The sequence below is a fragment of the Streptomyces sp. NPDC050732 genome, from assembly GCF_040654255.1.
Lineage (GTDB): Bacteria > Actinomycetota > Actinomycetes > Streptomycetales > Streptomycetaceae > Streptomyces.
Genome location: NZ_JBFAHP010000018.1, coordinates 127,075 through 139,907 on the forward strand (window position 1 = coordinate 127,075; position 12,833 = coordinate 139,907).

A 12,833-nucleotide genomic window follows, 5' to 3' on the forward strand; every position below is an offset into this window, starting at 1 on the left:
GGGAAGCAACGGGAGGCGTCATGGAACGACGTACGTTCATCGGCACGACGGCGGCCACGCTGGCCGCCGCCACGGTCGCGGGCTGCAGCGGCGGGGCGGGCGGCACGGCCTCACGCGGCGGCAGCGGCGCCGCGGGCGGTGCCGGCAGCTCCGGTGCCTCCGGTGGCACTCCCATCAGAACGTCCAGCGCCGCGGCCTCCGCCCCCGCCACCCTCAAGGCGCTCGCCCGCGACCTCGACGGCACCCTCGTCCAGCCGGGCGAGGCCAAGTGGGCGGCGGCCCGCCAGCTGTACAACACGCGCTACGACGACCTGAAGCCCACCGCGGTGGCGTACGTCGCGCACCCGGACGACATCCGTACCGCCCTCGCGTACGCCCGCGCACACCGCACCCCCGTCGCGATACGCAACGGCGGCCACTCGTACGCGGGTTGGTCCTCCGGCAACGGACGGCTGATCATCGACGTGTCGAAGCTGAGCAGGATACGGGCGAGCGGCGGCACGGCCACCATCGGCGGCGGCGCCAAGCTCATCGACGTCTACCGCTCGCTCGCCGCGAAGGGCGTCACCATACCGGCGGGCTCCTGCCCGACCGTCGGCATCTCCGGGCTCACCCTCGGCGGCGGCCACGGCGTCGTCTCGCGGGCGTACGGCCTGACCTGCGACAGCCTCACCTCCGCGAAGATCGTCACGGCGGACGGCAAGGAGCTCACGGTCTCCAAGTCCGAGCACAAGGACCTGTTCTGGGCGCTGCGCGGCGCGGGCAACGGCAACTTCGGCATCGTCACCGAACTCGGCTTCCGCACCCATGCCGCGCCCCAGGGCGTCTCCGCGTACATGACCTGGCCCTGGTCGAAGGCGGCAGCGGTCATCAAGGCCTGGCAGGCGTGGGGCCCCGACCAGCCGGACGAGATCTGGTCCTCCGCCCACCTGGCGAACACCCCCGGCGGCACCCCGACCGTCTCCGTCGCCTGCTTCTCCCTCGGGACGTACGGCGAGCTGCAGAACGCCGTCGACCGCCTCGCCGACAGGATCGGCTCCCCCGCACGCAGCGTCTCCCTCAAGCGGCGCACGTACGAGCAGGCGATGGAGGTGTACGCGGGCTGCTCGTCCTTCGCGTCGGACGCCCAGTGCCACCTCCCCGGCACGACGCCGGGCCGCAGCCCGCAGGGCGCCCTCAACCGCGAGACATACGCGGCGAGTTCCGACTTCTTCGACCGCTCCCTGTCGGCGGCGGGCATCCGCACGCTGCTCTCCCAGATCGAGAACGTGACGGGCGCGAGCGCGGGCAGCATCGCGCTCACCGCGCTCGGCGGCGCGATCAACCGCGTCGACCCGACGGCGACGGCCTTCGTGCACCGCCGCTCACGGATGCTGGCGCAGTACATCGCGTCGTGGCGCGCGGGCACGTCCGGCACGCCCGCCCGCGCGTGGCTGAAAAAGGCGCACGGGGCGATGGGGCGGTACGCGTCCGGGGCGGCGTACCAGAACTACACGGACTCGACGCTGACGAACTGGCGCGAGGCGTACTACGGGGACGCGGCGCCGCGCCTGAAGAAGCTGAAGAAGCAGTACGACCCGGGACGGTTCTTCGACTTCCCGCAGGCGCTGTAACCGCCTTCGCGGACACCCGTTCGGCCCCATCAGCACGCCCCCGGGTGGCCCGCCCCGCCGGACAGCGCTGCGCTGAGGGAATGAGCCCTCTGCGCAGAACCTCTCGAATAGGCACGGTCACGGCGTCGGCGGCGGCGTCGGCGACGGCGGCCATGCTGGTCCTTGTCCTGGCGGGCCCCGCGGCCGGCGCCCCACAGACCACGGAAGCCCCACAGCCCGCGGAAGCCCCACACCCCACCCGCGTCACGGCCGAGGCCGAGCACCCCGAGGCGGGCCCGCTGGCGCTGGCCTCCGCGGCCGTGGTCGGGGCGGCGGCGGGCACCGGGGTCTGGCTGCTGCGCCGCCGGGCACGGGACACGGACGACAACTGAGGCTGAGAGCCGGAGCCGGTGTCATGAACAGCCCCGGCCGCGTGAGCGCTACGCGGCGAGATCCCGCTCGTCCGGGTCCGCCGAGGCGGCGTCCGACGGCGACGCCGTCCCGTTCAGCGGCGCGGCGACGGGACCGACTTTCCGGTCCCACACGAGCCGCCCCGCGCGCCCGGAGGACCGCCCGATCATCTTGGCGAGCGGTGTGAGCAGTGCCATGGCGAGCGGCGAGAGGAGCAGGGCGACGGCGGTGCCGAGCGCGAAGCCGCCGACGACGTCGGTCGGGTAGTGCACGCCCATGAAGACGCGGCAGAAGCCCTCCAGGGCGGCGAGGCCGAGGCCGACGAGCCCGAACTTCCGGTTGGCGACGAAGAGTCCGGCGCCGATGGCCATGGCGAGCGTGGCGTGGTCGCTGACGAAGGAGTAGTCGTTCTTGCCGTCGACCAGGAGCTCGATGCCGCGGTGGTCGCGGAACGGGCGCGGCCGCTCCACGAAGCCCCGGATGGGGATGTTGACCAGGACGGCGATGCCGGCGGCGAGCGGCGCCCAGACGACGGCGGCGACCGACGACGCGGCGTCGTCGAGCGTGCCGCGCCTGCGCTGGCCCCACCAGCACCACACCACGAGGAGGACGAGGGCGAGCAACAAGCCGTACTCCCCGACGAAGGCCAGGGCGCTGTCGAACCAGGACGGGGTGTCCTTCGCGAGGCCGTTGATGTCGTAGAGCAGGCTGACATCGGGGTTCGACCCGGTTTCATCGAGTCCAGCCATGGCGCTGCGGCCCCTTGTCTCTAGCCCATGGGCACACCTTTCCGTGCACCCTCTCCATCAACCCCCGTTGTCGGTCCAGTCAAGGGAACGCCCGGTCCCCTGTCCTACGTTCCACCCTCCACCGAAAGATCACTCAGACGTTACCGAAGAGAGATACATCGCCGCAGCTCAGGGGAGTGTTCTGACGGAGGGTTCAAGCCACATCACGCCACGCGCACGCGCCCGCGTGCCCCCGCGCGGGGCGTCTCAGGCCTCTGACCGCTTGGCCGGCACGGCCTCGGCCCCCGCCTCGGTGACACGAGTCGCGCCAAAATAGTCCGGGGTGTCGATGGGGTCGAAGCGAATCACCGCACCCGGCCGCGGGGCGTTGATCATGTATCCCCCGCCGACGTAGATCCCGACGTGCCGGATGGCGCGGGAATTGGTGAGGTCGTCGGAGAAGAAGACGAGGTCGCCGGGGAGCAGTTCGCTCCGCTTGGGGTGCGGTCCCGCGTTGTACTGATCGTTGGCGACGCGGGGCAGGGTGATGTCGACGGAGCGGTAGGCGGCGAGGGTGAGGCCGGAGCAGTCGAAGCGGCCGCCCTGGTCGGCGGTGCCGTTGCCGCCCCACAGGTACGGGGTGCCGAGCTTCTTCTGCGCGTAGTAGATGGCCCCGGCGGCCTGCCGCGAGGGCTCCACGCGGCCCACGGGCCGGGCGAAGCTCTTCGACAGGTCGGTGATGGTCTTCACGTAGTTCTGCGTCTCGCGGTAGGGCGGCACCCCGCCGTACTTGATGACGGCGTAGGCCCCCGCGTTGTAAGCGGCGAGCATGTTCTTGGTCGGATCCCCCGGGGCGTCCTTCACGTACTTGGCGAGCTTGCAGTCGTACGAGGCGGCGGAGGGGATGGCGTCCTGCGGGTCCCAGACGTCCCGGTCCCCGTCCTTGTCCCCGTCGAGCCCGTGCGCGGCCCAGGTGCCGGGGATGAACTGCGCTATCCCGTGCGCGTTGGCCGGGCTCTTGGCCCGCGGGTTGAACCCGCTCTCCTGATAGAGCTGCGCGGCGAGCAGCGCGGGGTTGATGGCCTTGCAGAGGTTGCCCCACTTCTGCACGAGGGGCTGATAGGTGGCGGGCACGGCACCCTTGGCGAGCCCAACAGAGCCACTCGCCCCGCCGCTCGCGATGCTTCCGGCCGCCATATACGTCCCGAAGACGAGCAGCGCGACGAAGCTGAGGGCCCCACCGACCCCGACGGAAGCGACCAGCCACGTCTTACGCACCGTCAACCACCCCTCACCCGCCGGTAGTCCACCGGCGCTCAGTGTAGAGGCCGGGTGGCGCGGGGACAGGAGGCATTCACTTCTTGGAGAGGGCGGCTCGAAGTAAACCCACCGTTGGAACCGGCCACCCGTCATGGATAGCTTGGTTCACTCCAGCGAACCCTCGCCCCACAGGAGCCGACCGTGATCCGCCGCCCCGCTTTGCTCGCAGCAGCCGCCTTCACCGCGGCCGCGGCCCTTTCGCTCTCCGCCTGCGGGGGCGGCGACGGAGACGGAGGGTCCAAGGACAGCGAGAAGATCGCGGGCGCGGACTCGGGCACCCAGAGAGACAAATCCCCGTCCCCGAAGGCGTCGGAGGACGGGATCAACCGCCCGGAGATCAAGCTGCCGAAGGACGTGAAGAACGTCTTCGAGGGGGGCAAGACCGGTGATCCGAAGAAGGACGCCATCCTCGCGGACAACGAGCGGTGGCTCGACGCCCTGATCGAGGCCACCGTCGTCGATTCCGGGGATCATCCCGCGCTGAAGTTCTACGGGTCGGGCGAGGCTCTGCTGTCGGCGGCGGACTACATCCAAGGGTTCCGGAAGAAGAACATGAGCTTCGTCGGGACCATTCGGTACTACGACCGTGAGGTCACCTTCCTCAAGGAGGGCGTCGCAGCGGTGACGTACTGCAAGGACGGGACGAAGACGTATCCCAAGGACCTCAAGACCGGCAAGGTCGACCGCTCGATCGAGGGCTCCGCGAGCGACTACGCGTTCGTCAACACTCGCGTCCAGAAGAACGACAAGGGTGTCTGGCAAACGGATTCGATCACGTCGATCACCGGATCCAAGAAGTGCGTCTCGTGAGCGTACGAACGAAGCCGTCGACCCGCTGGGCCGCCCCGGTCCTCGCCGCTGCGGTGGCCCTGATCCCCGGCACCGCGTACGCCGGAGGCGGCGACACGGTCGGCAACGGTGATGTCGGGGGCGAGCAGCAGTCCCAGGGCACCCGCCAGGGCAAGAACCTCGGCATCGAGACAAGGATCCAGACGACCGTCGAGGGAAGCCCGGGGTCCACAAAGACCGGCACGCTCACCCCCGCCAACAGCAACTGGGATCCACCGGCTTGCTGGTACGAGCCCGCCTACACCCCGAAGCAGATCGAGGCCACGGTCAAGGCGATCCGGAAGATCGGGTTCTTCGGAATCGGTGACGCGGTGGGCGGACTCTTCGACTCGTACTTCAAGGACGGCGACCCCTACAAGAACTACAACCTCGACAAGCAGGGCGAGGGGAAGTTCTGGGCGGCAGCCGTCGACGACAAGCGCAAGGACGAACCAGAGGCCAAGGCCTGCAACCGGATGCCGTTCTGGGTGGAGGACGGCGAGCCCCCGAAGGAGCGGCTCGCCGTCACCCCCAGGATCCTCGCCGAGTACGCGTACGGCCAACTCCCCGTCCCGGACACCGAGGTCGAGATGGCCCCCGAGGGCGAGACGAAGGTGAACCTGCCGACCTGGGCGTGGCTGGACAAGGCCAGGTTCAAGAAGATCTCGGTGACCGCGACGCTGCCCGGAACGGGCCTCTCCGCGACGACGACCGCCAGGCCGGTCTCGCTACGGATCGAGCCGGGAACGACGGACGCCGAGACGTACCCCGCCTCCGGCGAATGCCCGATCGAGGACGGCCGCATCGGCACGCCCCGGGCCAAGGGCACCCCGGCGGACACGGACCCGCCCTGCGGAGTGCGGTACCTGCGGTCGTCGCGCGACGGTTCGTACGAGCTGAAGGCCACCCTCACCTGGGAGGTCAAGTGGACGAGCACGAACGGCCAGGGCGGCGGCCTGCCCCCCGGGGAGTTCGGCACGACGCAGGACGTCGTCGTACGCGAGATCCAATCCGTCAATCGCTGACCGCGACCAGTCCTCGGCGGGGTACTTCGACACGTCCATCAACTTGATGACCGAGACGGGCAAACGCACCGTGCCGCAGCCGGGAGACCGCTACGTCGCGTAGCTCGCCGGTTCATTCCGCGGCCGAATCGAGATCGAGAAGGAGCACCCCACGCATGGCTCCATGGCAGCCCGCCCCCGGCGAGACCCTCCTCGCCCGCGACGCGATCGAGTTCGCGAGTGGTACGGCGCCCACTGTGTCCGGCATGCGCTGGTTCCGCGGCGCCGAGCGCAAGGACATCCAGAACGAGCTGACCGCGCAGGCCGGTTGGCCCGAAGGACCCTCCTACACCCCTGCCCCGCCTCCGCCCTCCAAGAGCGCCGCCCGCAAAGCCGGGCGCTTCGGGCTCGGCGTCCTCGTCGCCGCCGTCGTGGCCGCCCTCGGGGTGATCCTGGGTGACCTGGGAGGCACCGGGCCGGGCGGGAGCAAAGGGCCCGGCCGGCCTCGCGACCCCGAGAACGAGGTCGACGACTTCCCCGTCATGTGGGGCGCCCCCGGCACCCTCGCCCGTACCCTGCCCTGGCAACTCGACCCCGCGCGCCGCCCCGCCGACTACTCCACACACTGCGTCGTCACCGACCGCCGCGTCGCCATCGTCGGCTTCCCCGACCGCGACCCGCGCAAGGAAGAAGTCCTGTGGGAGATCGACCGGCAGCACATTGCGCAGGTGGAGCGCATGACGTACAGCGAGGTCTGGGGGGAGGCCAAGATCTGCTTCACCGACGGTTCTTGGTGCCGACTCGCACCGCCGGGAGGGCGGTACGGCTGGACGGTGCTTCGGCATCTCGCCCACCCCACCGAGTTGTTGCTGCCCGTGGAGATGACGCCGCGCCAACGAAAGTACGTCGAGTCGTACGCCGCCTCGGTCACCGACCGGGATCCGGCCGAGGCCCCCGTAGTCACCCGCCGCCCGAGCGGCCGGTTCCTGATCGAGGTCCGCACGACGGCGCCTGTCACGGCCGAGGACGGAATCGAGAAGCGCCACCAGCACATGAGCAAGCGGGGCCGACGCGGCGCGATCCGGCAAGGAGATCTCTGAGCGAGCGGCTACGTCCCGGACTGCCGCCATGGGGAGCCGGGCGTGACCTCGGCCCACAGCAACTTGCCCGCCCGACCGGTACCTACGGGGTACGCGCCCCAGCTGTCCGCACACGCCCGCACGAGGTGCAGCCCCCGACCGTCCTCCGCCATGTCCGGCGGCCGGTTCCCTGCCACGCGGTCCTCCGCGAAGGCGGATGGAATCTGTGGGTCCGAGTCCCACACGGACACGCGGATCCCCTCCGGGGAGGCGGACCGGAGGCGAAGGGCGTAGGGCCCGGCGGTGTGGCAGTGGGCGTTGCTGAGCAGCTCGCCCGCCAGCAGCTCGGCGGTGGGCGTCAGCTCCCCGAGCCCGTACGACGCGAGCACCGCGCGAAGGGTGGCGCGGGCGATTCCCGGGGCGCGGGGGTCGTGGGGGAGTTGGAGGGAGTAGGTCCAGTGCGGCGATACGGTGGCGTTCACGGAAGTCTCCGTTCGTAGCGACGAGTTGGATCCCGGTGACCAGGTCGCTCCGTCGAGCGGGGTGCTTCCGGGCAGGGCGGCCTGAGTCACACACTAGGCTCTTCGCAAAGTTGCTTTGCGAGAATCCGAGAAAAGTAAGGCCGGTTCCCTCGTGTGAGTGATGGCTCCAACGTGGCCCTTAAGAGGAGGAGTTGCATGACAGCGAGGCCAGCGCCGACGGCCCGCCGTATCCGCGTCGCGACTGAGCTGCGCAAACTCCGCGAGCGCGCGGGGATGACCTCCACCGAGGCGGCGAAACAGCTGGGCACGAGCTCGGGGCAGCTCAGCAACGTCGAGTCGGCCCGGTTCGGGGTGAGCCCCGATCGCGTGCGGGCCATGGCCCGCCTGTACGCCTGCCCGGACCCGGCCTACGTCGATGCCCTCGTCGACATGGCGACCGACAGGACGCGGGGCTGGTGGGAGACGTACCGCGAGGTACTGCCTTCGGGGCTGCTCGACCTGGCCGAGCTGGAACACCACGCCACCGCCGTGCGTAGCGCGTACACCAGCCACATCCCGGGGCTGCTCCAGACCGCGGACCACGCCCGCGAGATCTTCCGGCACGTCATCCCGGCGCCCACCCCACCCGACGTCGAGCACCGCGTCTCCCACCGCGTCAAGCGCCAAGACGTCATCTACCGAGCGGACCCGCTTCCTTACAGGACCGTCGTCCACGAGGCAGCCCTGCGCATGAAGGTCGGTGGTCGCGACGTGGCACGCGCCCAGCTCCAGCACCTGCTCGACATGAGCGAGCGCAACCACATCACGATCCGAGTGCTCCCGTTCGACGTCGGAGCCTTCCCGGGGTCGGGGCAGTCGATCAACTACCTGCACGGCGTGGTGCCGCTGCTCGACACGGCCCAACTGGACCAGTTCCACGGTCCCGTACTCCTGGACTCCGAGGCCCACCTCGGGAAGTACCGCCATCTGCTCGATGTTGTGGAGGACACCGCCCTCAGCCCGACGAAGTCACGGGACCTGATCCACAGCATCGCCCAAGACCTGTGAAGGGAACCCCCATGCCTACGCACCAGTGGCAGACCTCCTCCTACTGCCAGGAAGGCGACGCCTGCGTGAACGTCGCCATCGACCCGACCGGCACGGTCGAACTCACCGAGAGCAGCGACCCCACAGGCGCGATAGTCCGCACGACCCCCGAGGCCTTCGCCGCCTTGTTGCGGGAGGCCAAGCGGGCGCGCGGGCGCTGAACGGCCCCGCCCCACGCCCCCCACGCCCACGCCGGCCCCACCCAGAGAAGCAGACATGACCGAGACGCCCCGCCCCGAAATCCCCGCCGACCTCGACTGGATCCGTGCCGCCCCCGAGGGTGAGCAGGGGCCCGGGCCCTGGATCGAGATCGCCTTCGGCGAGGACGACGCCGTCTACCTGCGAGAGACCAGCGACCCGGAGAACGTCGTCACGACCACGCAGAAGAAATGGGACGCCTTCGTACTCGGCGTACAGGCGGGCGAGTTCGACCACTTCGTCGAGGGGGTCGAAAGCGCGACAGACGGCTCCTGAGTGAGCGGGTCCGCTACAGCGGCATCTCGCCCACCACCTCGTCCCCGCTCATCTCGCCCGTCGGCCGAAACCCGAGCCCCAGGTAGAACCCCTCGGGCCCGCCCTCCCCCGCATCCCACGTCACCGTCACCACCGATTCCCCGCGCCGCCGCAGCTCCTCGCAGACGCTGTCCACGGCGAACCGCCCGTAACCCCGCCCCTGCCGGCCCGCCGCCACGTTCAGCCGCCACAGCCCGGAGCGGCGGCGGTCGCCGGGGATCTCGGGGTTGAACCGGACGCCGAGGAACGCCATGACGAAGCCCACCAACTCCTCCCCGTCGAAGATCAGCCGGGGCCACGCCACGTCCGGCGAGGCGTAGGCCTTCGCCAGCGACTTGGCGACCGGGGACACGAACTTCTCCTGGTCGGGGCGGACTTTGATCGCAACCGCGGCCTCGACGTTGTCGGGCGTGATCTTCTCCAGGCGCAGACGCGGCTCAGTCATCCGGGCACCCTATGCTCCACCCGGCCCGCCGCGCCTCGAATATCGCTGGTCAAGCCCCGCCCGCCCACTGCTACCGTCCGGCCATGCCCGACACCGGAACGCCCGCCGACCGCACGGTCACCGCCGAAGACGTCACCCACGCCGTACGCCTGGCCGTCGCCACCCTCCGCAGCGCGCCCGCAGACGCCGACTGGGGCGCGAAGGCGGGCGGACTCGACTGGGACTGCTGGGAGACCGTCGAGCACCTCGCCGACGACCTCTTCGCGTACGCCGCCCAGCTCGGGCCGGAGAAGCCGCCCATGGACACCGAGGTGCCCTTCCTCTGGTACCGGCGCAGGCAAGGCGGCCCCTCCAACGTCACCTTCGCCAACCGGGATTCGGGCGTCGCGGGTCTGCTGCAGGTCGTGGAGTCGTGCGGCGCCCTGCTGACCGGGATGGTCGCGACCACACCCGCGACGGTCCGCGCCCATCATGGCTGGGGCGCCTCCGACCCGGAGGGCTTCGCCGCGATGGGCATCGTGGAGACGTTGGTCCACACGTACGACATCACGGGCGGCCTCGGCATCCGCGACGCGTGGAACCCGCCCGCGGACCTCTGCGCCCGCGTCCTGAACCGCCTCTTTTCGGACGTCCCGACTGATGCCGAACCGTGGGCCGTTCTCCTGTGGGCGACAGGCCGCGGTGACCTGCCGGGCCGCCCGCGTCGCACGGAGTGGCGCTGGTACGGCGCCCCGGAGGGTGAGCGCTGACCCGAGCCTCCGCCCCGGCCCCAGCGGCCCCGCTAGCTGACGAACTCGTCCGTCAGCACGCATCCCTCCACCAGCGACGGCGCCGTCGCGACGTCTCCGACCGGCTGGAAGTTCGGGTTGCAGTTGAGGATCAGCAGGCCCGACGCCGACAGATCGCGGATCGACCGCTCGTCGGGCGCGATCACGGCGAAGTCCTTGCCGATCGCGAACCCGCCCTTGATGGCGGCGTGCTCGTTCGTCTTCATGCGCTCCGCGACGTCCGCCTTGTAGGCGGTCTGGAACTTCGCCATGTCGCTGGTCTTGAAGACGCGGATGTAGCCGTGCCCCCCGTCGTCACACGTGCCGCGGAACTGCACACCCCACGTCTCGTCGAACTTCTCGTCCATGGGGTAGTAGCGCTCGTCCGACGGGTCGATGCTGTAGCGCTCGCAGGTGGTGAAGCGCTGCACGTACTCGCCCGCCGCCATGACCATGCCGGCCTCCGGCATGTTGTCGAGCATCATCTTCTGCCGCACTTCGGGCCCGCCACTGGCGCCACCGTTACGACCGGGATTGCCCGCACCGCCCTCATCACCCGCCGCACCCTCCGTGCCCGCCACACCCTCCGCGCCCGCCTTCGCCCCGCCGTCACTGTCCTCCCCGTCCTCCCCGTCGCACCCGGAGACCGACAGAGCGAGAGCGCCGACCGCGACCAGGGCGGTGAGCATGCGAAGAGGTGCGCGCAGGGTCATGTTCATGATCGTAACGTCCCACGGCGGCATTCCAGGGAACGGGCATTTCCGCAGGTCAGACCCCGTAGGAGCGTTCCAGCGTCCCTGATCGTCCGGCACTCCTTGCCCCGCCCCGACGGCACCCGCTTCGCTGTTCACCAGGCCGGACGACACAGCCTCGGACGCCCCACGACACACCTCACATCACTCCACACCACACCACACCTCACGGGGACCCTCATGAAGCACACGCACGCCACCAAGACGCTCCTCGCCGGCCTCGCGCTGATCAGCACGCTTGGCCTGAGCGCGTGCAACGGCGACGACACCGCAAGCCCGGACGCGGCGCCCGCGGACTCCGCGTCCAGCGCCCCGGCGGGCGGCGGGAACGGCGGTGCGGGCGGCGGCTCGGACCAGGGCACCGGAGGCGCCTCGTCCGACAACGGCGCGGGCGGCAGCACCGGCAACAGCACCGGCGGCAAGGGGGGCGGCGAAGGCACCGTCGCGGGCACCGGCTCCGACGAGAACGGCAAGACCGGCATCTGCCGCAGCGACGAGCTGGAGGTGTCCGCCATCGACAACTCCACCGACAAGACGGAGGGTGTCGTCACCGTCGTGTTCAAGAACGGCGGCGGACGCGACTGCACCATCAACGGCTACGCGGGCGTCGACCTCAAGGCGTCCTCGGGCGACACGCTGTCCGTGAGCCGCAACGGCGAGAAGGCCACCCCCGCGGTCATCAAGGACGGCGAGTCCGCCGCCTTCAACATCACGTTCCCGGTCAACAACAGCGGCGGCTCCGGCGTACGCATCTCCAAGATCCTGGTGACGCCGCCGAACGAGACGAAGACGGTCACCATCGCCTGGCCCGCCGGTTCCCTCCCGGTGGCCAACCCCGACGCTCCCTCCGGGGGCGCGAAGCCGGCCATCGGCCCGGTCGGCAAGGTCAGCGACTCCCCGGCGGGCTGACCCGATCCGCCCTACGCGACGGTCCCCTGCGGCACGACCCTGATCCCGAACTCGTACGACCCGATCGCCTGCGCCACACCCACGAACAGCAGCGCGAAGTGTTCCTGTCCGCGCGCGGTCCCGATGCCTCCCAGGTCCAACTGGGAGGCATCGGGCCATCCCAGGTCGGTGAGGAGCCCCTTCGTGACCGTCTTGGCGGCGTCGTCGTCACCCGACAGGAAGATCGTGGCGGGCCCCTCCAGGCTCTCCGGGGACGTCATCACGACGGCGTCCACGGTGGCGAGCGTCTTGACCACCCGCGCCTCCGGGAACGCCGCCTGAATCTCCTCGCCGAGGCTGTAGTTGGGGTGCGAGAGGTCCCCGCCCTCGGTGAAGCCGACGCCGATGTCGACCAGCACCTTCCCGGCGAGGTCGGCCGCGTCGATCACCTTCAGGACGTCAACGGACGCGGTGCCGGGCGTGGCGTTGACCACCACCTCACCATGCGCGCCCGCCTCAGCGACCCCGACCAGCGTGAACCCCTTCAGCTCGGCCGCTTCTGCCCGCTCCTTCGGTGAGCGCGATCCGAGTACGACGTCGTGCCCCGCCCTGCTCCAGCCGGTCGCCAGCGCACGTGCCACATTTCCGGTTCCCACGAGTCCGATTCTCATGGCCAGGACGCTAAGCGCCCACGCCGGGCGAGGGAATCGGTCCCGGGCTCTACTCCGCATGGGCCCACCGACGTAGTCCTGAAGCCGGGCCACGTCTGGACTCTGCCTGGCCCCACGCCTGGACCCACGCGCCCACGTCTTTGCCCTGCCGCCCGATACCTCCAGGTTCCACCGCATGTACCGGAAACTTCGCACTAGCGAAACAAGGCGCCTCATAGATAGCGTCGACCGTCTCCGTTCATCGGCCGCAGCCGCGCAGCGAGGACA

The 12,833-nt window shown here is 70.2% G+C and carries 16 protein-coding genes; 10 read left to right on the plus strand and 6 right to left on the minus strand.

What is annotated here, in order from left to right; all coding sequences use genetic code 11:
* Window positions 1-20: 20 nt before the first annotated feature.
* On the plus strand, window positions 21-1,613 hold the full coding sequence (locus tag AB0H82_RS18590) for an FAD-binding oxidoreductase (RefSeq protein ID WP_362993942.1): 1,593 nt from the start codon (window positions 21-23) through the stop codon (window positions 1,611-1,613).
* Between the two features lie 80 nt (window positions 1,614-1,693).
* A complete protein-coding gene (locus AB0H82_RS18595; RefSeq protein WP_362993944.1) occupies window positions 1,694-1,984 on the plus strand; it encodes a hypothetical protein in 291 nt (96 codons plus the stop codon).
* 48 nt (window positions 1,985-2,032) lie between these two features.
* Here the strand turns inward: AB0H82_RS18595 and AB0H82_RS18600 are convergent, their stop codons facing one another.
* Both AB0H82_RS18600 and AB0H82_RS18605 read right to left on the minus strand, forming a co-directional pair.
* On the minus strand, window positions 2,033-2,752 hold the full coding sequence (locus AB0H82_RS18600) for a phosphatase PAP2 family protein (RefSeq protein ID WP_362993946.1): 720 nt from the start codon (window positions 2,750-2,752) through the stop codon (window positions 2,033-2,035).
* Window positions 2,753-2,998: 246 nt separating this feature from the next.
* Window positions 2,999-4,009 (minus strand): bifunctional lytic transglycosylase/C40 family peptidase, encoded by a 1,011-nt coding sequence (locus tag AB0H82_RS18605; RefSeq protein WP_362993948.1) that lies wholly within the window; start codon window positions 4,007-4,009, stop codon window positions 2,999-3,001.
* Window positions 4,010-4,192: 183 nt separating this feature from the next.
* Here AB0H82_RS18605 and AB0H82_RS18610 point away from each other — a divergent pair, with 183 nt between their 5' ends.
* The 3 genes from AB0H82_RS18610 (at window position 4,193) to AB0H82_RS18620 (ending at window position 6,983) form a co-directional block, all read left to right on the plus strand.
* Window positions 4,193-4,861 (plus strand): hypothetical protein, encoded by a 669-nt coding sequence (locus AB0H82_RS18610; RefSeq protein ID WP_362993950.1) that lies wholly within the window; start codon window positions 4,193-4,195, stop codon window positions 4,859-4,861.
* Window positions 4,858-5,904, plus strand: coding sequence for a hypothetical protein (locus tag AB0H82_RS18615; protein WP_362993952.1), 1,047 nt, complete (start codon window positions 4,858-4,860; stop codon window positions 5,902-5,904). The genes AB0H82_RS18610 and AB0H82_RS18615 overlap by 4 nt, the downstream gene beginning before the upstream one ends.
* Before the next feature lie 155 nt (window positions 5,905-6,059).
* Entirely contained in the window at window positions 6,060-6,983 is a 924-nt protein-coding gene (locus tag AB0H82_RS18620) for a hypothetical protein (protein ID WP_362993954.1), read from the plus strand.
* An 8-nt stretch (window positions 6,984-6,991) separates the two neighbouring features.
* On the opposite strand, the gene AB0H82_RS18625 is transcribed toward AB0H82_RS18620, so the two are convergent.
* Window positions 6,992-7,444: an ATP-binding protein gene (locus tag AB0H82_RS18625; RefSeq protein ID WP_362993956.1), complete on the minus strand. Its 453-nt coding sequence runs from the start codon at window positions 7,442-7,444 to the stop codon at window positions 6,992-6,994.
* A gap of 195 nt (window positions 7,445-7,639) precedes the next feature.
* On the opposite strand from AB0H82_RS18625, the gene AB0H82_RS18630 reads away from it, so the two are divergent.
* From AB0H82_RS18630 to AB0H82_RS18640, 3 genes are read left to right on the plus strand one after another with little or no spacing between them, the layout of a single operon-like run.
* Entirely contained in the window at window positions 7,640-8,491 is an 852-nt protein-coding gene (locus AB0H82_RS18630) for a helix-turn-helix transcriptional regulator (RefSeq protein WP_362993958.1), read from the plus strand.
* 11 nt (window positions 8,492-8,502) lie between these two features.
* Window positions 8,503-8,691: a DUF397 domain-containing protein gene (locus AB0H82_RS18635; RefSeq protein ID WP_362993960.1), complete on the plus strand. Its 189-nt coding sequence runs from the start codon at window positions 8,503-8,505 to the stop codon at window positions 8,689-8,691.
* 55 nt (window positions 8,692-8,746) lie between these two features.
* Complete coding sequence (locus tag AB0H82_RS18640; RefSeq protein WP_362993962.1) at window positions 8,747-9,004, plus strand: DUF397 domain-containing protein; 258 nt, start codon at window positions 8,747-8,749, stop codon at window positions 9,002-9,004.
* Window positions 9,005-9,017: 13 nt separating this feature from the next.
* Here the strand turns inward: AB0H82_RS18640 and AB0H82_RS18645 are convergent, their stop codons facing one another.
* Window positions 9,018-9,488 carry a GNAT family N-acetyltransferase gene (locus AB0H82_RS18645; protein WP_362993964.1) on the minus strand — a complete coding sequence of 157 codons (471 nt, stop codon included), beginning with the start codon at window positions 9,486-9,488 and terminating at the stop codon, window positions 9,018-9,020.
* A gap of 83 nt (window positions 9,489-9,571) precedes the next feature.
* On the opposite strand from AB0H82_RS18645, the gene AB0H82_RS18650 reads away from it, so the two are divergent.
* Window positions 9,572-10,237 carry a hypothetical protein gene (locus tag AB0H82_RS18650; protein WP_362993966.1) on the plus strand — a complete coding sequence of 222 codons (666 nt, stop codon included), beginning with the start codon at window positions 9,572-9,574 and terminating at the stop codon, window positions 10,235-10,237.
* A gap of 32 nt (window positions 10,238-10,269) precedes the next feature.
* On the opposite strand, the gene AB0H82_RS18655 is transcribed toward AB0H82_RS18650, so the two are convergent.
* Window positions 10,270-10,968 (minus strand): hypothetical protein, encoded by a 699-nt coding sequence (locus tag AB0H82_RS18655; protein ID WP_362993968.1) that lies wholly within the window; start codon window positions 10,966-10,968, stop codon window positions 10,270-10,272.
* A 219-nt stretch (window positions 10,969-11,187) separates the two neighbouring features.
* Between AB0H82_RS18655 and AB0H82_RS18660 the strand changes: the two genes are divergently transcribed.
* Window positions 11,188-11,916, plus strand: a complete 729-nt coding sequence (locus tag AB0H82_RS18660; protein ID WP_362993970.1) for a DUF4232 domain-containing protein — start codon at window positions 11,188-11,190, stop codon at window positions 11,914-11,916.
* Between the two features lie 11 nt (window positions 11,917-11,927).
* Here AB0H82_RS18660 and AB0H82_RS18665 read toward each other — a convergent pair whose 3' ends face one another.
* Window positions 11,928-12,566 carry an NAD(P)-binding domain-containing protein gene (locus AB0H82_RS18665; protein WP_362993972.1) on the minus strand — a complete coding sequence of 213 codons (639 nt, stop codon included), beginning with the start codon at window positions 12,564-12,566 and terminating at the stop codon, window positions 11,928-11,930.
* Between the last annotated feature and the right edge of the window lie 267 nt (window positions 12,567-12,833).

Bases quoted from the DNA above. Each gene is read 5' to 3' on its own strand.
- AB0H82_RS18590 (WP_362993942.1), top strand. From the start codon at position 21: ATGGAACGACGTACGTTCATCGGCACGACGGCGGCCACGCTGGCCGCC.
- AB0H82_RS18595 (WP_362993944.1), top strand. From the start codon at position 1,694: ATGAGCCCTCTGCGCAGAACCTCTCGAATAGGCACGGTCACGGCGTCG.
- AB0H82_RS18600 (WP_362993946.1), bottom strand. From the start codon at position 2,752: ATGGCTGGACTCGATGAAACCGGGTCGAACCCCGATGTCAGCCTGCTC.
- AB0H82_RS18620 (WP_362993954.1), top strand. From the start codon at position 6,060: ATGGCTCCATGGCAGCCCGCCCCCGGCGAGACCCTCCTCGCCCGCGAC.
- AB0H82_RS18630 (WP_362993958.1), top strand. From the start codon at position 7,640: ATGACAGCGAGGCCAGCGCCGACGGCCCGCCGTATCCGCGTCGCGACT.
- AB0H82_RS18635 (WP_362993960.1), top strand. From the start codon at position 8,503: ATGCCTACGCACCAGTGGCAGACCTCCTCCTACTGCCAGGAAGGCGAC.
- AB0H82_RS18640 (WP_362993962.1), top strand. From the start codon at position 8,747: ATGACCGAGACGCCCCGCCCCGAAATCCCCGCCGACCTCGACTGGATC.
- AB0H82_RS18645 (WP_362993964.1), bottom strand. From the start codon at position 9,488: ATGACTGAGCCGCGTCTGCGCCTGGAGAAGATCACGCCCGACAACGTC.
- AB0H82_RS18650 (WP_362993966.1), top strand. From the start codon at position 9,572: ATGCCCGACACCGGAACGCCCGCCGACCGCACGGTCACCGCCGAAGAC.
- AB0H82_RS18655 (WP_362993968.1), bottom strand. From the start codon at position 10,968: ATGACCCTGCGCGCACCTCTTCGCATGCTCACCGCCCTGGTCGCGGTC.
- AB0H82_RS18660 (WP_362993970.1), top strand. From the start codon at position 11,188: ATGAAGCACACGCACGCCACCAAGACGCTCCTCGCCGGCCTCGCGCTG.
- AB0H82_RS18665 (WP_362993972.1), bottom strand. From the start codon at position 12,566: ATGAGAATCGGACTCGTGGGAACCGGAAATGTGGCACGTGCGCTGGCG.